Origin of the sequence: Bacillus sp. SIMBA_154, from assembly GCF_046536015.1 — a bacterium.
GTDB lineage: Bacteria > Bacillota > Bacilli > Bacillales > Bacillaceae > Bacillus > Bacillus pumilus_P.
This window is the reverse complement of sequence record NZ_JAWJBV010000004.1, coordinates 21,193-41,719: the sequence shown is the minus strand read 5'-3', so window position 1 is coordinate 41,719 and position 20,527 is coordinate 21,193. Positions and strand designations below refer to the sequence as shown.

At 42.5% G+C, this 20,527-nt stretch carries 20 protein-coding genes; 3 read left to right on the top strand and 17 right to left on the bottom strand.

Annotation, left to right across the window (positions count from 1 at the left end):
• Window positions 1-143: 143 nt before the first annotated feature.
• Window positions 144-1,271, top strand: a complete 1,128-nt coding sequence (locus tag R0K30_RS08770) for a M20 peptidase aminoacylase family protein (RefSeq protein ID WP_099726133.1) — start codon at window positions 144-146, stop codon at window positions 1,269-1,271.
• A gap of 57 nt (window positions 1,272-1,328) precedes the next feature.
• Here the strand turns inward: R0K30_RS08770 and R0K30_RS08765 are convergent, their stop codons facing one another.
• From R0K30_RS08765 to R0K30_RS08695, 15 genes are all read right to left on the bottom strand, one after another.
• Window positions 1,329-2,051 (bottom strand): SDR family NAD(P)-dependent oxidoreductase, encoded by a 723-nt coding sequence (locus R0K30_RS08765; protein ID WP_410610159.1) that lies wholly within the window; start codon window positions 2,049-2,051, stop codon window positions 1,329-1,331.
• 139 nt (window positions 2,052-2,190) lie between these two features.
• On the bottom strand, window positions 2,191-2,946 hold the full coding sequence (locus R0K30_RS08760; RefSeq protein WP_249705172.1) for an alpha/beta fold hydrolase: 756 nt from the start codon (window positions 2,944-2,946) through the stop codon (window positions 2,191-2,193).
• Window positions 2,947-3,054: 108 nt separating this feature from the next.
• Entirely contained in the window at window positions 3,055-3,939 is an 885-nt protein-coding gene (locus R0K30_RS08755; protein WP_230031242.1) for a glycine betaine ABC transporter substrate-binding protein, read from the bottom strand.
• Window positions 3,939-4,793, bottom strand: coding sequence for a glycine/proline betaine ABC transporter permease subunit OpuAB (gene opuAB, locus R0K30_RS08750; RefSeq protein ID WP_099726137.1), 855 nt, complete (start codon window positions 4,791-4,793; stop codon window positions 3,939-3,941). Before opuAB ends, R0K30_RS08755 begins: the two co-directional genes overlap by 1 nt.
• Complete coding sequence (locus R0K30_RS08745) at window positions 4,794-6,023, bottom strand: quaternary amine ABC transporter ATP-binding protein (protein ID WP_410610155.1); 1,230 nt, start codon at window positions 6,021-6,023, stop codon at window positions 4,794-4,796. It abuts the gene before it with no gap.
• A 399-nt stretch (window positions 6,024-6,422) separates the two neighbouring features.
• A complete protein-coding gene (locus tag R0K30_RS08740) occupies window positions 6,423-7,517 on the bottom strand; it encodes a toxic anion resistance protein (RefSeq protein WP_410610153.1) in 1,095 nt (364 codons plus the stop codon).
• Window positions 7,518-7,531: 14 nt separating this feature from the next.
• The gene (locus tag R0K30_RS08735) at window positions 7,532-9,148 is read right to left on the bottom strand and encodes a YceG family protein (protein ID WP_256499274.1); all 1,617 of its coding nucleotides are present in this window, start codon (window positions 9,146-9,148) and stop codon (window positions 7,532-7,534) included.
• A gap of 70 nt (window positions 9,149-9,218) precedes the next feature.
• A complete protein-coding gene (locus R0K30_RS08730; RefSeq protein ID WP_410610151.1) occupies window positions 9,219-10,034 on the bottom strand; it encodes an HAD family hydrolase in 816 nt (271 codons plus the stop codon).
• Window positions 10,031-11,140 carry a cysteine protease StiP family protein gene (locus R0K30_RS08725; protein ID WP_256499272.1) on the bottom strand — a complete coding sequence of 370 codons (1,110 nt, stop codon included), beginning with the start codon at window positions 11,138-11,140 and terminating at the stop codon, window positions 10,031-10,033. Before R0K30_RS08725 ends, R0K30_RS08730 begins: the two co-directional genes overlap by 4 nt.
• Window positions 11,133-12,464, bottom strand: coding sequence for a phosphoribosyltransferase family protein (locus tag R0K30_RS08720; protein ID WP_410610313.1), 1,332 nt, complete (start codon window positions 12,462-12,464; stop codon window positions 11,133-11,135). The genes R0K30_RS08725 and R0K30_RS08720 overlap by 8 nt, the downstream gene beginning before the upstream one ends.
• Window positions 12,454-13,641: an HpcH/HpaI aldolase/citrate lyase family protein gene (locus R0K30_RS08715; protein WP_099726144.1), complete on the bottom strand. Its 1,188-nt coding sequence runs from the start codon at window positions 13,639-13,641 to the stop codon at window positions 12,454-12,456. Before R0K30_RS08715 ends, R0K30_RS08720 begins: the two co-directional genes overlap by 11 nt.
• A gap of 99 nt (window positions 13,642-13,740) precedes the next feature.
• Entirely contained in the window at window positions 13,741-14,520 is a 780-nt protein-coding gene (locus R0K30_RS08710) for a TerC family protein (protein ID WP_034320586.1), read from the bottom strand.
• 141 nt (window positions 14,521-14,661) lie between these two features.
• The gene (locus R0K30_RS08705) at window positions 14,662-15,240 is read right to left on the bottom strand and encodes a TerD family protein (protein ID WP_003216935.1); all 579 of its coding nucleotides are present in this window, start codon (window positions 15,238-15,240) and stop codon (window positions 14,662-14,664) included.
• 41 nt (window positions 15,241-15,281) lie between these two features.
• Window positions 15,282-15,863, bottom strand: a complete 582-nt coding sequence (locus R0K30_RS08700; protein WP_410610147.1) for a TerD family protein — start codon at window positions 15,861-15,863, stop codon at window positions 15,282-15,284.
• A 20-nt stretch (window positions 15,864-15,883) separates the two neighbouring features.
• A complete protein-coding gene (locus R0K30_RS08695) occupies window positions 15,884-16,486 on the bottom strand; it encodes a TerD family protein (RefSeq protein WP_034320581.1) in 603 nt (200 codons plus the stop codon).
• Window positions 16,487-16,896: 410 nt separating this feature from the next.
• Between R0K30_RS08695 and R0K30_RS08690 the strand changes: the two genes are divergently transcribed.
• Entirely contained in the window at window positions 16,897-17,889 is a 993-nt protein-coding gene (locus tag R0K30_RS08690) for an LLM class flavin-dependent oxidoreductase (RefSeq protein WP_410610144.1), read from the top strand.
• Window positions 17,890-18,100: 211 nt separating this feature from the next.
• A complete protein-coding gene (locus tag R0K30_RS08685) occupies window positions 18,101-19,141 on the top strand; it encodes an acyltransferase family protein (protein ID WP_410610142.1) in 1,041 nt (346 codons plus the stop codon).
• Window positions 19,142-19,160: 19 nt separating this feature from the next.
• On the opposite strand, the gene R0K30_RS08680 is transcribed toward R0K30_RS08685, so the two are convergent.
• Together R0K30_RS08680 and R0K30_RS08675 are read right to left on the bottom strand one after the other, a co-directional pair.
• Window positions 19,161-19,940, bottom strand: coding sequence for a glucose 1-dehydrogenase (locus R0K30_RS08680; protein ID WP_410610139.1), 780 nt, complete (start codon window positions 19,938-19,940; stop codon window positions 19,161-19,163).
• A 118-nt stretch (window positions 19,941-20,058) separates the two neighbouring features.
• A complete protein-coding gene (locus R0K30_RS08675; protein ID WP_099726149.1) occupies window positions 20,059-20,487 on the bottom strand; it encodes a cell wall hydrolase in 429 nt (142 codons plus the stop codon).
• Window positions 20,488-20,527: the final 40 nt, after the last annotated feature.

Genomic DNA, 20,527 nt, shown 5'->3' with positions numbered 1-20,527 from the left:
CCCTTTGTCCCGATCAGAATTTCACTTAATTTTCTGAATAATCAAATGATGTGTTATATTATAAACATCGATGATATTTAAGATCAATATTATTTCACTAAAAGAATGTTTTGGCAGATTATCTGTCAGCAAGGAGGCTTCTCATGACAACTTTGACAAACGAAATGAAACAAACCGTGACAGACATCTTTGAGCACCTGCATGCCCATCCAGAAATAAGCTGGGAAGAAACGAATACGACCGCTTATATCGAAGACACTTTAAAGAAGCTGGGCTGCAAGACACGAACATTTGAAGACTGTACAGGGGTGATCGGTGAAATTGGAGAAGGCGCACCAGTGGTCGCAGTGAGAGCCGATATTGATGCACTTTGGCAGGAAGTAGATGGGGTGTTTCAAGCCAATCATTCATGTGGTCACGATGCGCACATGACGATGGCCCTCGGCACCTTCATGGCATTAAAGGAAAAAGAACGACCGAACGGCACGATCCGGTTCATTTTTCAGCCAGCTGAAGAAAGAGGCGGAGGCGCTCTGAAGATGATTGAAAAAGGTGTGTTATCAGATGTCGATTACTTATACGGAGTGCACGTGCGCCCAATTCAAGAAACACTAAACGGACGCTGCGCTCCAGCGATTTTACACGGGTCAAGTAATCATTACATCGGAACAATTATTGGAGAGGAAGCGCACGGTGCACGCCCACACCTCGGTATCAATGTTATTGAAGTCGCTGCTACCCTCGTGCAAAGACTAGCGCATATACATGTCGACCCAAGAGTAGCGCATTCTGTGAAAATGACCAATCTGAATGCAGGCGGCGGCAGCTCAAACATCATACCTGGTAAGGCTTCTTTTACACTAGATATTCGGGCACAAACAAACGAAGTGATGGATGAACTAGAAAAGGAAATTGAAAGAGCTTGTCATTCTGTAGCGGACGCCTTTGGCGCTTCTATTACACTTTCAACAGATCATCGTTTGCCAGCTGCGACATTAAATGAGGATGCCGTCCAGATCATGTCTGATGCGATTGAACACGTTTTAGGCAAAGAGCAGCTCGATCCGCCGATCGTGACGACAGGTGGAGAGGATTTTCATTTTTATGCAGCAGAAGTTCCGCATATCAAATCCACGATGCTCGGATTAGGCTGTGATTTAACACCAGGGCTTCATCATCCTTATATGACATTCGACCGCTCTGCTATCTTTACCGGCATTGAGATTTTGACTGAGGCTGTATACAAAACGCTTCAGCAGCATGTATCGTAAAATAAAAAAAGCCACCCGTCTTTTCTTAAAGCGGGTGGTCTACTTTATTCCGACCATTTAAGCATTCAAATCTGTCATTGCTGGGACGTTGATTTCTTTCACACAAGATACCCTTGATAAATGAATCACGCATCTCGCAAGCTCCACAATATCTTGCACAGGTATTCTTGTTTCATCATATAGGGTGATGGCTTTTTCTACTCCATCTTCATAAGGAATCTCAGCCGCAAGCTCTCCTGGATTGATGCAGGTCACGGATATTTTATCTTTTCTCACATGCTCTCTCAGTGCATTCACAATCCCGCGCAATCCAAATTTAGACGCTACAAAGGAAACCTGCGGCAGGTTCGTATGGTCGAGTCCCGCAGTAGAGCCAATCACGATGATCTTTCCACTCTCAGATTTCCTTACGTGCGGAAGCAATGCTTGGATGTAGGTAATGGTTGAGGTAACATTCACATTGATTAAATGAGCGATATCCTCTGGCTGATCCTCATCGAAAGAATAATCGTCTTCAAAGCCTCGTTTCTCCCATAAACCCACATTATAAATCAGGACATCAATGGCCTTGTTCCCCAATACTTCGAGCATAAAAGGGATATGTGTTTGGCTTGATAAATCGATTTTCAGCCAAATTCTATGTACTCCGTCATCTATGTTCAAACTGCTTGGTTCACTTCGTGACACAATCCAAACTGTATCTCCACTTGAAGGAAGACCTTTCACAAAAGCATCCCCTAATCCTTGACTTGCACCGAAAATGATATAGTTTTTTCTCATTAGCTCCTCCTTCTATGGCTCACGAGCTTCCAGTCGTGCAACAGCTCAGCTGTAAGCATGTTTATATCTATATCATACAAATTCTAAGACACGGCTGCCCCTTTTATTTTATGCCTTTCTTCACTTCATCATGGCATGACTACCTGATTTCTATTAATTCAGCTGGTAACTCACGCGCCTCTACAAAGCATTTGATCATTTCGGTAAAGAGGTCTTTCTTTTCAAAAGTAAACGTATGTCCAATGGCTGGAACGATGAATCCTTCTGCCTTTGGGTGTGCATTCGTGATTTTTTTCGCTGACCGTTTCATGATGCCTCTTTCCTTTTCTCCTACTGTCACAAGAATCCGTGCTTTTGCTTGCTGAAACGTGTCTGGCAGCTTGTAATGAAGGTTTTCTTGAAACATAGTAAGAAGAATTTCCTTTTGCAAATGTTTCGAATCAGCCGCATAATGTTCCAGTACATGCTTTGGAATCCCCATCTTTTCAGCTTGCTGCTGGATAAACCAATCTTTCTTTAATAACGGGTACGTAAGAGGTAAAATAGGCTTCACCATCAAATAGAGCCAAGGCAACGGCATCACAAGGGCGCTATTGATCACGGCTATGTCTACGATGTCTGGCTCTCTCGATAACATATCAACGGCAATCTGCGCACCTAGAGAGAATCCAATGAGAATGACTGTACGGCCGTGCGCATGCTCCTCAATCCATGAGATGATCTCACGGGTGCTTTCTCGCATGGAAAACGGCTGTTCATTTGCTCTTGTCCCATGACCGATGAGATCAGGGGTATAGCAATCATATACTTCTTTAAATGTTTCAATCTGTTCCTGCCACATCCAGCTGCTTACTCCTCCACCATGCAGGAAAATCATGATTGGCTTATCCATCATCGACAACTCGTCCACCATCCTTATGTATAAGAAAAAAGCAGCCGCTTTTTGAGCAGACTGCTTTTTCCATAGCTCCCTTCTATTATAAGGGAACTGTTACATAATTGGCTATTTTTTCAAATCCTCAATGGAATTCACGTTCTTCATATATGTCGGAACAACTAGACCAATTTTAACACCTTTCATACTTGTTCCCACATCTTCATATTTGCCTTTAAATTTCTCTGCGTATACTTTATGTGTTTGTGGCAACCATGCTGCAAGTGAAGCATCTGCGCTTCCATCAGCAATCGCTGTCCACATTGGACCAGCTTCAACTTGAGTCAATGTTACGTTATAACCTAAATCCTCTAACACTTTTCCTACCACATTTGTACTAGCAATTTCACTATCCCAAGCAACGTAGACAAGTTTCATTTTTTCTCCATTTACCTTATCTACACCTTTAGTCCATTTACTTACTAAATCCTTATGCTTCTTCACAAAGTCCGCAGCCGCATCCTTTGGCTTTTTCCCTTCTTGGATCGCAAGCATGACTTCTCCCATGTCATCTTCAGACCAGTTAAACTGACTAAGTAATTGATTTGCTTGAGGTTGATCCTCTGCAAAACCTTTCCTTGTGATTGTGTGAATTTCTTCTGCTTCACCAAACACACCCTTAGGGTCTTTTAAATACTTTAAATCATACTTAGAAAACATCCAATGAGGATTCCATCCAGTGATGATGATCGGTTCTTTTTTATCATAAGCTTTCTTTAAAGACGCTGTCATAGAAGAACTAGATCCTGAAGTCACTGACCACTTAGATAAATCGTAATCCTTTAAAGCATTATCTGCAGCTTCCATAATTCCCGCACCTGGGTCAATTCCAGTAATTTTATACTTCACCTGTTCTCCAACTGTTGCATCTTTATTATTTGTTGCACTACCACAAGCAGCTAATCCCAAAGTCAAAATCGCCGCCGCACTTATCCCTACAATTTTCTTAAACATTAAACGTCCCCCCTAGTTTTTTTGGTTTTTATATTTTGTGTAATTCGGTCAAGAACAATAGCCAAAATAACGATGGCAATCCCTGCCTCTACACCAGTTCCTGTTTTCAATTGAGTCACAGCTCGGTATACTTCTTCACCTAATCCAGGCGCACCAACCATTGATGCAATGACAACCATAGATAAGGCTAACATAATGCTTTGGTTAATCCCTGCCATAATGGTCTTTGTCGCAAGTGGCAGCTGTACTTTAATTAATCGTTGACTCGTTGTCGAACCAAATGCCTCAGTCGCTTCAATTAAAGTGGCCGGAACTTGTTGGATACCTAATATCGTCATTCTAATCGTTGGAGGCATCGCAAAAATAACAGAAGCTACAACTCCAGGTACTACCCCAATATTAAAGAAGAAAATAGCAGGTAACAGATAAACAAAAGCAGGCATTGTCTGCATTAAGTCTAAAATAGGTGTAACAATCTGCCTAACTGTATTTTTCTGTGAAGCCCAAATACCAATTGGAATACCGATAATAATCGAAATGATAACAGATGTTAAGACCAAGGATAATGTCTGTAACATGGCACTCCAATAGCCTAGATAATCAATAATAAAGAAACCAACTAAAGCAAAGATAGCAATTCCTCTTTTACTAATAAACCACGTAATACCAGCAAAAATAATCGTCAAAATGATGGGTGGAACAAATCCTAAACCATCTGTAATCATTTGAACAAATGCAGCTAAACCATTAGCAATACCATCAAATATACCGCCAAAAGTCGCAGTTAACCAATCAATAAATTGATCAATCCAATCTGCTAAAGGGATTCTAGGAAGTGATGATAAAGATAGCATTTAGTTCACCTCCTGTGTATGAATTAAATTAATGTATTGATCGTTTCCTGCAAGCGCTCCAATGAGTGCTCCTTTCACAACGATACCCTTCATACGGTTTTTATCGTCTACTACAGCAATTGGGATATTGGATTCAGAAACAAGTTCAAAAAGATCAGTTAAAACCGTATCTTGGTGAATGGTTTTCATATTTTGATGGATCACATCTTTTAAAGTCAGTTGATTTTCCGTTGCACGCTGCGCCTCTTCAGCAGAAATGACCCCCAACAGGCGATTTTGTTTATCAACAGCATAAATCGAAGATATACCCAAGTTTTTCATTAAGGTTAGAGCAACTCTTGGCCCCTTATCAATCTGAACCGTTTCAGCTCTTTTCATAATATTCCCAGCTGTCAACACTTTAGACAAATCTACATCCTCAACAAATCGCTCTACATATTCGTTTGAAGGATTCATTAATATCTCTTCTGGTGTACCAATTTGTACAATGTTACCGTCCTTCATTAATACAATACGATCACCAATTCTAAGAGCTTCATCTAAATCATGTGTAATAAAAACAATCGTTTTGCCGACCGAACTATGCAGGTCTAATAACTCGTCTTGCATGTCCTTTCTAATAAGTGGATCAAGTGCACTGAATGCTTCATCCATTAATAAAATGTCTGGATCATTTGCAAGTGCCCGAGCTAGTCCGACACGTTGCTGCATTCCTCCACTTAATTGGTTTGGATACTGATCCTCAAACCCTTCAAGTCCTACAAGCTTGAGTGCATCCATTGCTTTTTGCTTTCGTTTTTCTTTTTCTACACCTTGCAATTCAAGTCCGTATTCTGTGTTCTCCAGAATTGTACGATGCGGGAACAATGCGAAGTTTTGGAAGACCATGCTGATCTTTTTTCGTCTTACTTCACGCAATTGATCCTTTGACATATTTGTTATCATATCCCCATCAATATATATTTCTCCGGAGGTTGGTTCGATTAACCTATTTAGCAGCCGCACAAGTGTGGACTTTCCGCTCCCTGATAGCCCCATGATGACAAATATCTCGCCGTCATAAACATCAAAATTTGCTCGATTGACACCAACTGTTGCGCCAGTCTCTTTTAGGATATCTCTTTTTGTTTTCCCTTGTTCAAGCATTTGAGATGCTTTTTTAGCATTTTTACCGAAAATTTTAGATACATTATTTATCTTGATCTTGATATTTCTCTCTTCAGAATTCATTTTTTCCCTCCAAATTAGCATCTTTATAACCGTAACATATGCGTTATGATGCGAACAATCTTTAGAATTCGCTTATTTCCGCACAATATGTATGAATTCCATATAGAGGTCTGGTGATTAGAGACCATACGCCGTTTTACTCTTAAATCCTATAGAATGCTTCAAAAACTACATATTTTACGGGGTATTTTCTCTCATCAGACAATATTTTACTGTAAATTCCTAATTGTGCTAAAAAATAAGTCGAATGCTCATGACACCGGACTTTTCATTGATGGGTGAATCTTTCCCCTGAACAGGATTTACCCGAAAATGGTCACATAAAAACCTTTTTCATTCAAATTTTAATAAAATTTATAAAAAACTGCCTGCAACTTTTGTTACAGGCAGCTCGTTTTTTTAGGACTCTAGGGCAGCCCGCTTAATATTATCTTGAAGCTCGAGCATTCGTTTTGTTCCATCTTCGCGTAATCGTTTGTTTTCCTCTTCGATCTGCTTCGTCTCTTTCATCCCCTGTACAATCGTATTAAAGGAGGATTCGATCGTTTCAATGTCGATACTCGGCCGTCCGGATAACTTGGCAATCTCAACACTTTGACTAGAGATATTTTCAGCATTTCGCTTCAGAATTTCATTTGTTCTTCTATCCAGCTCACTCATTGAATCAGCCACAAGCTTTTGTCTCTTCGCTGTGACAGCTTGAATGATTCCATTTTTGAAAATTGGAATGGTGATGATGAAGGCAGAGTTGATTTTCCCGATCAATTTCGTATTACCACGCTGCAGCAAACGGATTTGCGGTGCCGTTTGAAGAGCCACCATCCGTGCCATATCAAGGTCATATACACGCTCTTCCAGCGCTTGAATGCCATTACGAAGCGTATCAAGCTCCATTTGTGCCAGCTGGTTCCCACCAGCCGCTTTTTCTTCATAAGATGGAACCAATTGCTTTAATTCTTCGATTTTCATTTGACCTGCTACGACATATTTTTCAAGCTCCATATAGTATTGAATGTTATGCTCATACATTTCTTCAAGCGTCACGGTCGATTTGGTCATTTCGTCTTTATATTTACTGATTTCCACATTGATTTTTTCAATTTCTGCACCGAGTGTTTGATATTTACTGAAAATCTTTTCGATCATGCTGCCGCCGCGCTTAAAGATTTTTGACAATAAACCACCCTTTGGTTCGTCAAAATCATTTTTATCAAAACGATCCATAATCTTTCCAAGCTGCGTGAGCATCGTTCCTGAGTCTGTGACGCTTGTTGAACGCATCATGGAAAGGATACGATCAGAAAACTTAGAGATTTCGACAGCAGGCTGCTTTCCGTATTCAAGCAGATCCAGCTGATTTTTCGCATCAATCTGTCTCGCAATGTTCTGCACTTCTGGTTCATTTCGAAGCTGAACGCGAATGTCGTCTGCCTTCTCAATGGTGATTTCCTCTTTATCAATTGAAATGATGTCATTTCCGTTTGTATTTGTCATAAGCTTTGATCTCCTTATCGGTTTTTAATGGATTGAAATAACTTTCTGACGATGGACGGCTCTTTAAACTCCTGGTTCATGACCATTTCATCGAGCCAATGTATATCAAATAATTGGTCATCTATATACCGCTCTATACACTGATATCCCGCCGGATGATACACGAAGAGATCCACACCCATTTCATTCAGAAAAATCAGGGCAGCCGCATCAGAACGAGTCAGCTCACCATTGTATTCCGTATGGTATAAAATCACTTTCGGTACGGTTTGTGCATAATCAAAGGTTTGAATGAGTTCAATGAGATCCTGGCTAATATGCAGAACCTGCTTGAATAAATAAATACGAATATCTAATTCGGTCTCTTGGCCTTCTTTTATTAGCTTCGGATGCTGACAGATTCGAGATATCGCCTCTGCCATCGCACGCTGCGTGCCCTCATATAAATGAGAAAACTGCCACACATTGCTTTTCATTAATAATTCAGGATCAATCTCTCCCACAGGAGAAAGTGCATGCTGATAATGAAATTGATAATTCGAAGACACTTCTTTCGTAAAAGGGAAATGGTGAATGATCTTCGTCTCTTTCCCCTCCATTAATGTATGGATACGGTCCCAGTATTCACGCTTGTCTCGCGTGACCCCCATCATTTTCGCAAAAAGATTCGGAATCTGTATTGTGTCCCGGTCTGCTTTGAAATTAGGGCGGATAAAAGATCGTTCTTTCGCAATTAAAAACAGCTCGTCATACGTTGTCTTTAACGTAATGGAATGAGGTGTATGATCTCTGAATTGCCACGGCTTATACAGCATTGAATCTTCTGTGTGAAGCACCTCTTCAAGCTCTCTTGTCGAGCGGTACGCCACCGTTGATTTTCTCTCAGGCTTTTCAGTGGGGAACGGCTCAAGCTTTGAAGTCCCCGGATACTGATCAATAAAAGTCAGCTTTTCTTCTGGATCTAATTCGCGGAACGGATCCTTGCCTTCCGGATGAAATAGCACAACATCACAGCCAATCAGCATGACATAGTAAAGAAAATAAAGCTGACTTTTATTCGCCTCTCCATACCAAATGACTGCCGGCATTTTTTCTTCTACATTTACTTCCTTCAGCCATGGTCCTAGATGGTTATTTGAAAACTTCACCACATCTAGTAGGACGCGGCGGAAATCGGGATGCTGAAATCCGCCCTCATGCAGCTGCTTGAAATGCTCAAACACCTTGATCAATGAAAGGCGGATATGCCGGTTCATTACAGGGTTTGGATGGCGTACAATCAGCTGTTCGCCATCTAAAAAAGCCACAAAGCGATTCACGGACAATCCCTTTTCTTCTTGGTTAATCAAATGAATTCGTTGAAGAGCTTGAAAATGCTCCGGCTCAATATGACGATTAAGTGATTCACTTAAAATATGCATGCCGTCTGTTTCATATAATTCATGTAAATAAATAAAATAATCGGTTGCATCATGCGGAGTTCCAAGGACCCGGGCGGCGAGATGCGGCAAGGATAACGTATGCTCGTCCTTTACATAGCCGTCTCGTTCAGGGAGCGGCTTTTTCAGCACGTTTTTCCAGGCTTCCTGCTCCGCCCGTGTATGGGTAACATTGATTTCTTTATAGCTCACGCCGCTCCTTCCTTTCTCCTATATTTTCTCGAAAGCTACTACTATCATATCATTCAGCCTTCTACTTCTGCTATCGAATTGAAGGCTTTTTTGCAGTGGTCATCTGCTTTATGACACAAGCGGTGATTTCATCTGCCGCAGCCATGCCAGATGCTGCTGTCGGCTCAAGTGATGGGTCAAAGTCGAGAACTTCCCCATGCCTTGGGGCAAAGCCCGTATCCGCCTGACGAATGAGATCTGCATCTAACAAGGAATCGCCCGCACCATATACGTATTCAAGCTGTAGCCTTTCCTTTAGAAAAGCAACAGCAGCCCACTTATTGAGCGGCTGTGGGATAAAATAGAGCTTCCGGCCCTGAAGTGAAACCTGCCAGCCTCTCTCATCGCCCCACAGCTTCAATTCAGCAAGCGGAATGTGAGAAAGATGCTCGTCCTTCATGATCAAATAAAGAAATCTTCCCTCTGCTGTCCGGGTGCGCTTGACCCATGCGGCAACCGGAAGTTCAGAGATGGCCCGCAGCATATCTCTAACTGGCATACACTCTCTGAGTCTCTCATCAACAATGACCTGCCAATCCTCAAGCGGCTTGCCATGATGAAGGATACAGCCGCCATTTGTCGTGACGGCATACTCCGGTTTGAGCTCTTGTTGAAAGAAGGTGATCCGTTCATATTGTGCAGTCGTTCTTGTCGTCACTGGGATGAACCAGCCTGTTTGATGAATCATCTGTAAGGTTTTTTTCGTTTCAACAGACATATAGGAAAGCGGCCGTTCATCCAATACCTCAACTAAATCATATGATCCCTCATACGCATACTGTTCAAGCATTCGATGTGAGTATATCAGCGTCCGGTCTAAATCACTGGCAAACGCACATTTCTTCATGACGATTGCTCCATTGGGCGAATTAATCCGCAGCACGTGTAAGACATATTCGCATATTCAATGACTGGAACGCCTCTGTCCTCTGCCAAAAGCAAAATATGCTTAAGCTTCTCCTGAGACCCAGGCTGAATCAGGATTTTCCAAGGGATTCTTCTGAGCAGCACACGGGTCGTCTCACCAACACCCGGCTTAATCAAATGTGTATTTTCAATTCCGAATTCCTGACCGATTGCTTCAATAGATGTCATCCCCCGCCAGTCACCAGGCGTCCCTTGCGCGAGAATGGTCTCTGCTTTTTCTTTTACATTTGGTCCGAGACAAGAAAATGCTTCTTCAATCGTATCCACATACAGATTGGACACGTCCTCATCCAGCAGCTCTTCGTAATATTTGGCTCCATGGAAATCATCGGCATTGATCCAGCGGTTGTTTAATACCGTTCGACTAACAAGCCCTGACACCGTCGAATTCAGGCAGGCACTTGGAATGAGGAAGTCCTCCCTTGTTCCGTATACATTGGTACAATAGCCAGGATCAGCCAGCACAGCCAGCTCACTAGAAAGACGAATCTCATATTTATGTTCAAAATCAATCACAGCTTTTTGAAGCTCTTTGGAAATAGCACCTTTTCCGGTCCAGCCATCAATAAAGGCAATCTCAAAGCCTGGATGTTCTTTGAGCATATAATGCAGCGCATTCTCGTCTATTCCTCGGTCTCGAATAATAGAGATGCTGTAATGAGGTAGATCGAGACCATACGTCTTGCGAATATATCGTTTGATAAGCACCCCGATCGGTGTCCCAGCCCGCGCCAAGCTGCAAAGTACGGTTTGGAAGCCTCGCTTTTTCACAATTTGTTCTGCCACAACCGCTACTGCTTCTGCTACCTTTTGCTTACTTTCTTCTAGAGATTGATAGAATAAGGTCATATAAGATGGCGTTGGTTTATATTCAATTGGCAGCATTTCTGAATAATGCGCACCGCTCTGAATAGAACGTTCTCGCTCCTCTGTACTTTTCTCCATCTCAATTGATGATAAATCCTTGAGTAAGAAGGTTACATCCTGCTCTGGATAGCTTCCCATTTTTGTATACACATTAGCCATTCACCTTCACCTCGTCTGATAAAGTCACAATATGCACATGCTTCACATGCCGCTCGGCAAATAAGTGAACAAGCGGAAGCAATGCCCCCTGAGAGACCTTTTTCTCGAAAAAGAGAAATACATCATCGTATTGATCTTTTGGTATGTTGTACACGTAGTGCTGAATTCGAGCATCCTCTGGACTCATAAACGCAAACCCATTCTGAACAGCATATCCATCCTTTTCGACCGGATGGATCGGGCTTCTCGTCGTTGAATGAAAAAGAACGCCATCCCCCATATGTGCTGCAAGTCTCATCGGCACATACATCAGCTCGCCTGTTCCTAAACAGAGTGTCAGTTTCCCTTTCCGCTCCTTCTTTAGTTTCAGCCCAGCCTCAGCAGCTGCTTGATCGATGGCGTCCGTATCCGCTTCGTTTAAACCGAAACGACCTGTTTCATGTATATATGGCGTATGACCAGCCAAATTTGTTGCATGAGAAAGTGAATATGGAACTTGCCTAAAGAAAGATTGAAGGGAATGAAAAGAGAGATCTGGTCTATTCTCTTGTTCAGTAATCTCATATGAATAAGCAGGCTCATCTAGTGTTTTGCCCCGAAAGACCATCTGTCCTCTTAATAAAGACAATGCTGTGATGTGAATACCAAGCTCTTCTTGAAGCTGAAGCATGGCTTCCTCGTGCTCCTCTGTCCGCCAATCCAAAATGGAAAGAATGGTATAAGAATTCCGCGGGTACTTTGCATGAAGGTCCCGAATGATGTTGATATTTGTGCGGCCTGTCGTGACTTCATCATCTACTAACACAATGGGGCGGTCTGTACGAAGTAATGCTTCGTCTGCATAACAAAGCTGATCTGTTGCATGCGAATGCTCTTCTTCAAATACCAATGCAGGATCAAAATCTAGCAGCTGTTCACGTGTCGTATGAATGTAAGATGCTCCTTCTATCACGTCAAACACACCATGACCAAGTGCTGTTGCCGTTTCAGCAAAACCGATCACGATAGGCTGTTTGCCTGCCGAAAGCTTCTCTTTTTTGAGCGCTTCATAGGCTTCTGTTAACGTCGCGTGGTCATCCGTCTTAAGTGACTCTACTAGACGGTCTTGATGCAGGGGCGTCTTGCCCGTTTGCTCTTTGGCATAAGCCATTGCCAAAAGACCAGAGACAAGGAGCGGCTTCACTGGATGAACGGGAATATGTTTACCGAGCACCTTACTAACAAATAAAAAGGCTCGTTTTTTATTCACCCTTGCCGCCATTTCAAAAAGATGCTCTTTTTCCAGCTGAAGCGCACCTTCTTTGAGGTCAAGGTCAACCTCCATATGTTCCAAGATGTTCAGCGTATGAAGCTTCTGCTTCTGTGAGTATGTCGATATAGCTTCTATTTTCATGAAACACCCCGTAAATGTCTGACTTAATTAAAATGTGCTCTGCCCAACGATAATGCGGCTTCGTTTCATTCATCTTATTAGAGAATACACTCTTCATCACGCCAACTGTGCCATCTGCATATTCCAAAATGCTTAATGCATCCATGTACTCTTCCTTTGTCACAACGTACATGCTTTGAACTGGCTTAAGATGTGTTGGATGAATCACTGTCTTTCCATGTATGCCGTTTGCCACATCCAGCCTTGTCTCCTTGAGTAAGCCTTGTACAGGATCGAACTCAGATGAAAAAGACTCCACGCCCTTAGAGAGCGCACGGATGAATGGCTTCTGTTCTTTTCGTGCCGGGCCAAAATGTTCCCATACAGCACCAGATATCACAAAAGAACGGCCAAAATAATTGATGATATCTGTGATCAAATCAGCAATGAGTCTGATCTCATAGATAGTGGTCTCACGATCACGGCGAATGCCATATAACCCACAAAGATCTGTTGCCCCAATGCGAATATTCAAAATATATTCCTCGTCACCCAGCATGATCTGCTTCAACTCGGACAACACCGCATATCTTGTTTCTTTTTCTAATAAATCGGGTGTTTCCAAAATGGGCATTCCATAAAGTTTCGTCTTCGTTTGTGCCGAAGCCCGTTTCAGGCTGTCCAAATATGCCTTTGCATTATGAACGGAACACTTCGGGAACACAAAACCCGTAAGTAAATGAAGAGATGAACCAAGCAAGTCTGCCATTTTGAGCAGCTGCTTCGGCGAACGCACCCGAATAAATAAAAGCGGCAAATGTTCAGCTGTTTCAGGAAAATGAGTTAATTTCTCCTTGAGACTCGCCAATTGTGCCACTACATTCTGTTCGGCCATGTCCACTTCTTGATCACCGATGGCATCCTCCAAACAAAACACAACAGAGCAAAGCGCTTCATATTTCTGCGAAAGCAGCATGTCTGCTACATCCTGTCTTGTCGCAGGCATATACAAAGTAGCACCTAATGCATGCGCAAGTACATGCTTTGGCGTCATTGAATGAATCGCCGCCGGCCGCTTGAAAAAAATATCGTGCTGCCTCGCCTCTGATAAAAATCGAAAATACCGCATGCTGTGCCACCTCCTGTTGTTTAGAGAAAATCGAACAAATGACTTGATGATTCAAAAAAGGATGGAGCCGCTAGTCAACTCCATTCCTTTTTGATCGTCCTATTCTTCTTTTGAAGCCGCAGCTTCATTTGTCACATCTTGATGTTTCTTCTTATTGATTTTATGAACAATAAACGTTCCGATAAAGGCTAGGATAATAATCGCAAAAAATACAAGATGCGGGATTTCAATATGAGCCGCACTCAATGCCATTTTGGCTGCGATAATCCCAATGAGAATAAATGCTGTATTCTCAAGCTCTGGTATACGGTCAATGAGAACAAGGAATAACTGTGCGACTGTACGCATCATGAGAATGCCAAGCATTCCGCCTAATAGAAGAATCCATACTTCCTCAGATACAGCGAATGCAGCAAGGATACTGTCAACCGAGAAGGCAAGGTCCATAATTTCTACAGAAATAACGGTTGCCCAGAAGACACCAAATACACGAATCATCCAGCCTTCTTTTTTCAATTCCTTCGCTTCGTCATCTCCATCACCTAACCAGAAGTGCTTAATGACAAGCCAAGCTAAGTATGCAGCTCCTAGAACCTTAATCCACCAGAACTTAATCAGCAGCATCCCTACGCCAATGAATAGAAAACGGAAGAAATAAGCGCCAATTAATCCGTAGGTTAATGCCTTTTTACGCTGTTTTTCTGGTAAATGTTTCACCATGACCGCTAACACAAGTGCGTTATCTGCTGATAACAATCCTTCAAGCACAACAAGGGTCCCGATGAGCCCCCAAGAGACAGGGTCTGATAATACCTCTGCCCACATATGCCAATCAAAAAACGAGGCATACGTGTCCAACATATGTTTCAAAATGTCCAACTGGTTTTCCTCCTATAAGTGTAGAAGCATCAGCAGGCTTTCGCCTGCTGCTATTCTTGATCGCTGTTTTCTTTCTCACTTTGGAAAAGGCCCTTATATGAGTCATTGGCAGCGCCTCTCGAATTGATTTGTTTCTCTTATTTACACTTCTAACCCATAATTTTGACAAAGAGCTGCAAGTCCGCCAGAGAATCCGCTTCCGATTGCGTTAAACTTCCAATCGCTTTCGTGGCGGTACAATTCACACACCACGACAGCTGTTTCAATTGAGAAGTCTTCCCCTAAATCAAAGCGAATCAATTCTTCCCCGCCCTCTTCATTTACAACACGAACAAATGCATTTGAGACTTGTCCAAAATTCTGGCTGCGCGTCTCTGCATCATGGATCGTAACTGTAATTCCGATACGATCAATGTTAGCAGGAATTTTCGAGAAATCAACGAGAATTTGCTCGTCATCTCCATCTCCTTCACCCGTCCGGTTATCACCTGTATGAGTGACACTGCCGCTCGGATGCTGAAGATTATTATAGAACACAAAGTCTGTATCTTGCTGACAACGATTGTTTGCATCCACTAAGAAAGCCGAAGCGTCCAAATCAAATTCGGCTCCGCCAGAATATTTATTCGTATCCCAGCCAAGTCCGATCATCACTTTTGTCAGCCCTGGGTTGGTTTTTGTTAAATCGACACGTTGTCCTTTTGAAAGCTGAATCGCCATATTCGTTTCTCTCCTGTCTTTGAAAATATGAAAACCAGTCGTTACCCGATATCTAAGCCGAAGTCCGTTGCAATACGTGCAAGTCCGCCTTGATAGCCCGATCCGACAGCTGAGAACTTCCATTCCCCGCCATGACGGTATAATTCACCTACAATAATGGCCGTCTCTATTGAGAAGTCCTCTGCCAAATCATAACGAACGAGCTCTTCATTCGATGCCGCATTTAAAATACGTACATATGCGTTAGACACTTGTCCGAAATTTTGACTGCGTGCTTCTGCATCATGAATCGTAATGACAAATGAAATCTTCTCAACACTCGCTGGCACAGCTGAAAGGTCGACATTGACCTGCTCGTCATCTCCGTCTCCTTCTCCAGTGCGGTTATCGCCTGTATGTACGACACTGCCGCCTCCGCCAGTTGTTTGATTGTAAAAGACAAAGTCAGATGGAGAGCTCGCTTTACCTGCCGCATCTAAAAGGAATACACTTGCGTCTAGATCAAAGTCTTGTCCGCCGTCATACTTATTTACGTCCCAGCCAAGACCTACTACCACTTTTGTTAAACCTGGATTCGTTTTTGTTAAATCAATTTTTTGACCTTTCGCTAAAGAAATTCCCACTAGGAACCTCTCCCTTCTGGTTAAATGTAATTTCTCGTAATATCGGCTAGCTTCGCATCATTTGTACCATTTCCAACAGCCGCAAACTTCCAATCATTCTCGTGACGATAAAGCTCTCCCACGATTAATGAGGTTTTTCCTGCATACTCATCTTTCAAATTATATTTCACTAATTCTTGATTGTTTGAACGATCAACGATGCGAATGTAAGCATTCTGAATCATACCAAAGTGTTGGTTTCTTCTAAGGGCATCATAGATGTTCACGACAAACACCAATTTATTCACATTGCCCGGCACCTTGCTTAAGTTGACGAGGACTTGTTCATCATCTCCGTCTCCTTCTCCTGTCAGGTTGTCACCTGTATGCTCGACACTGCCGCATTTGCTTTTCAAGTTGCCAAAATAAATCAAATCTTTATTTTCAACAAACTTATCATTTTTCAGCATCAGTACTGAAGCGTCACAATCAATATCAGCGCCGCCTCCGCCGCCAAACAGCTTTCCTAAAAAACCGCCGCCTTGTGATACAGGGTCCCAGCCAAGTCCAACCAGAATATTCGTTAGTCCTGCTTTCCCTTTTGTTAAATCAATACGTTGACCTTTTTCTAATGTAATCGCCAAATCAATCACTCCTCAAGCATAATAAAAATCTATTTATTAAGCGATGGACCCTATTAAAATCATCATACATGAAAATTCGACAAAATTCATGAAATGACATTGGAGCCTCTTACTCTTTTTTCTATTTACTAGTATATACGATCTATGTTCATGATAGGTTTCAACAACATAATATTTTTTTAAAGAAATATCCATGTCGTAAACGAAGTGTTTCATGTGAAACATTGTCGAATGCTCCCGGTAAACAGTCTTTACTGATGAACGGAAGTGTGGGCAAGGTTTCATATGTTGATATAGAAAATATAAATGCATTCGTTTGGAGGATAAACCCTTTCGTTTCCTTCCATCCATCTATTTCTTTATACTTGTGAATAGAGAACATTCAACGTGTTGATGAAAGGATGTTGATGATGCCATCACTTCATATATTAGATCAAGTCGCCATTCCTAAGGGGCAGACAGCGCAGGAAACATTGATTCACACAACGCAGCTGGCTCAGCTTGCAGAAACACTTGGGTATGAGCGCTATTGGTTCGCTGAACACCACAGCACAAGAGGGCTCGCTAGTACAGCGCCTGAAATATTAATGGCTCATATTGCGGCTCATACATCGACCTTGCGTACAGGGTCTGGCGGTATTTTACTTCCGCAGTACAGTCCTTTTAAAGTAGCAGAGGTCACGCGTCAGCTTGAAGCTCTTTATCCTGGACGAATTGAGATTGGTGTCGGCAAATCTCCAGGCGGGATTGAAAGGACGAGACTCGCTTTGACGGACGGCGTGAATAAAGATCTGTCTCAGTTTGACCGCCAGCTGAAGGATCTGCTTTTTTACTTATCAGACAGTCTGCCTTCCGGTCATCCGCATGCAGGGGTAAAAGCGGCTCCGCTTGTTGATTCTCATCCGCCGGTTTGGCTGCTTGGACTAGGAGAAAATAGTGCAAAGCAGGCTGCGGAGCTTGGCATCAACTATATTTTTGGCCACTTTATCCACCCTGCGCGCGGCAAGCAAGCATTTGAGACGTATCGGCCACACTTTTCTCCGTCTGTTTTTTCCAGCCAGCCTCAATCTATGTTTGCTGTCTTTGTGATCTGCAGTGAAACAGATGAGGAGGCCGACCGGATCGCCAGGAGTACAGATTTATGGCTGCTTCGTGTTGAAAAGGGACTCGATAGCCGCGTTCCTTCTTTAGAAGAAGCAGCTGAATATCACTACACCGCACAGGAAAAGAAAAAAGTGTTACAAAACCGCCGGCGAATGATTGTTGGCTCGAAGCAAACAGTGAAAGAGCAATTACAAATCTTAATGGATCGCTATCAAACGGATGAGATCATGATTTTGAACAATTCATTTGATCCACTAGAAAAACAGCGCTCCTTCAAGCGAATAGCACAACTATTTTGAAGCCAATCCTCTTGGCTTCTTTTTTACATTGTCATAAAAAATGGGAATTGTAACATAGAGATGTCAAAATCCTTCCGTCTGTCATCTGATCGCAAATGTGTCTTCTAATCGTTAGCGAACTGTAAACGCATGAAAGGTGTACCTTTTATATAGTAGAGGTACAGATTGAATGAACGGTTTACGATGCTGAGAGGGAAGGAGATGATAGGAAATGAAAAAAAGACTCGATTGGGTAGATGCAGCAAAAGGAATCGGCATTCTGCTGGTGGTCATGGCGCATGTGCCCATTCCAGATTCGTTAAAGCAATTCATTTACTCTTTTCATATGCCGCTTTTCTTTTTACTATCAGGCATGATGTTTAGATCATCCTCACGCCCTGCTCTGTCATTTATTCAGAAGAAAGCCAAAAGCTTACTCTTACCGTATCTCTATTTCTCCATCATTACGTATGTTTTCTGGTTCTCCGTTACCCGTTTTTTCGCATTCAAGGGGCAAACGGATATTGATCCCTTCGTTCCATTTACAGGTATTTTCATATCCAATGCAGATGAAGCAAGGCTGACACATAACCCAGCGATCTGGTTTTTAACGACACTCTTTTTAGTGGAAATCTTATTTTTCTTTATGCACCGCCTGACAAAAGGAAAACCCGCCGCCTTGATTTTACTGACTGTTCTTTGCGGGGGTGCTGGATATGCTTCTACTTTTCTTTTAGATCAAAGTCTTCCTTGGAATGCCAATGTTGCCTTGACGGCTGTTGTGTTTTATTCGATTGGATTTTTGGCAAAGCAATGGTTTGTGGAATTAAAAACAGATCCAACTCTTCTGCTATGCACTGGTCTGCTTGTGCTGACGGCTTACATGCAAAGCTATAATTCTCGGATCGATATGCGCGTTAACGACTATGGCGATCTATTCATTTTCTATGTATGTGCACTGCTCGGTTCAGCTGCTGTTATTTATTTAAGCTTCAAATTGAAAACATCCCCTATTTTGACGTATCTCGGACGAAATTCCATTGTCATTCTCGTCTTGCAGTTTGCCGGCATCGATATCATGAAAGCATTTGTTTATTATGGACTTGGCATCAATATTTCTGATACAGCGCAGCTCTCTTGGACACTCTTTTATACGATCGGCACATTGCTGCTCATGGTGCCATGCATTTCCTTCCTGAGCAAGTATCCTATGCTGCTCGGCAAACCAGCCAAAGCAGCACACCGCTACGAACAAAAAACATCCGCCGGCTAATCGGACGGATGTTTTTCTATTAATCATTCATTTGAGAAGGATAAAGCGTCATTCCTCCATCCACAAATAATGTGGTGCCTGTGATATAGGCAGCTTCTTTGGATACGAGGAAAGCAGCGGCGGACCCAATCTCCTTCGGATCACCAAAGGCCCTCATCGGAATCTTCTCGAGCTGCTTTTGTTTTTTCTGTTCATCCTGCAAATCATCATTCGATTCGGTTGCCATTGTACCTGGTGCAATCGCATTGACCCGAATACCCGCTTCAGCATAATCAAGAGCCAGCGTCTTCGTCAACATATTCATTCCGCCTTTTGAAGTGGAATAATGAACATTGAACGGGCGCGGAATCTCCTGATGTACGCTGGATATATTTAAAACCGATCCTTTGATGTCATGCTCCATCATATAGGAAATTGCAGCCTTTGCTCCTAAAAATGAGCCTGTGATATTCACATCAATAACTTTTTGCCATTGGTCCAGTGTCATCTCATGCGGCATCGCTTCTTCGCCGTTAAAACCTGAATTATTGACGAACACATCCACTGTACTGAAATGTTCCAGTACCGTATCCATTATGGCTTGAATCCCTTCCTCTTTGGAGACATCGGCATGTACTTTCACCGCTTGACCTCCATGCTGCTGAATGGCTTGTACTGTCTCTTCAGCTCCATCTTCATCGCCTTTATAGTTCACAACCACATTCATTTGCTCTTGTCCAAACCGCAATGCGATTGCTTGTCCAATTCCTTTTGAGGAACCTGTGACAATGGCTGTTTTCCCTTTTAAATCTTGATACATCTTCATTTCCTCCAATCACGTGCTTCACCTTGTTAATACACAATGGTTACCCATTTTGAAAAAAAGAAAAACACAACCCCCCTGTATTCGTTCAAAGAGGATTGTGCTGTTCATCAATCTAAAAGGTGTTATAGACATTTTCACACGTTTCAGCTGTTGGCTGATAAAAACAATGCGACTTATACCTTGCCACAAACGGCTGATTGTACCAAGTAGGTGGACAATTTCCAGGCGGTTTAAAATACCAAAGGCTGAATTTCGCAGGCCAAAATCGTTCTCCGTTGATATTCCTCCGCGCAAGTGCTTTTTCAGTTTCTCGTGCCCGCTGATAAAAGTAACCGTGCGTGACCGCTTCAAACGCATGCTCCTGATAAATCATTTGTGGAATCGTACGCAGCCCTTTAAAGTCAGAACAGTTGGCACGCAAACGATTGATGCCTACATTTCCTACAAGCAGCATCCCTTGCTTCCCTTCACCTTCTGCTTCCGCTCTTAGCAGTCTGGCCATTAAATCAATATCAGAGCTTGTCGCTCTTACCACTGCCATACATCCACCTCCTTCTCATTTCTCTTTTATTTTATGTGGC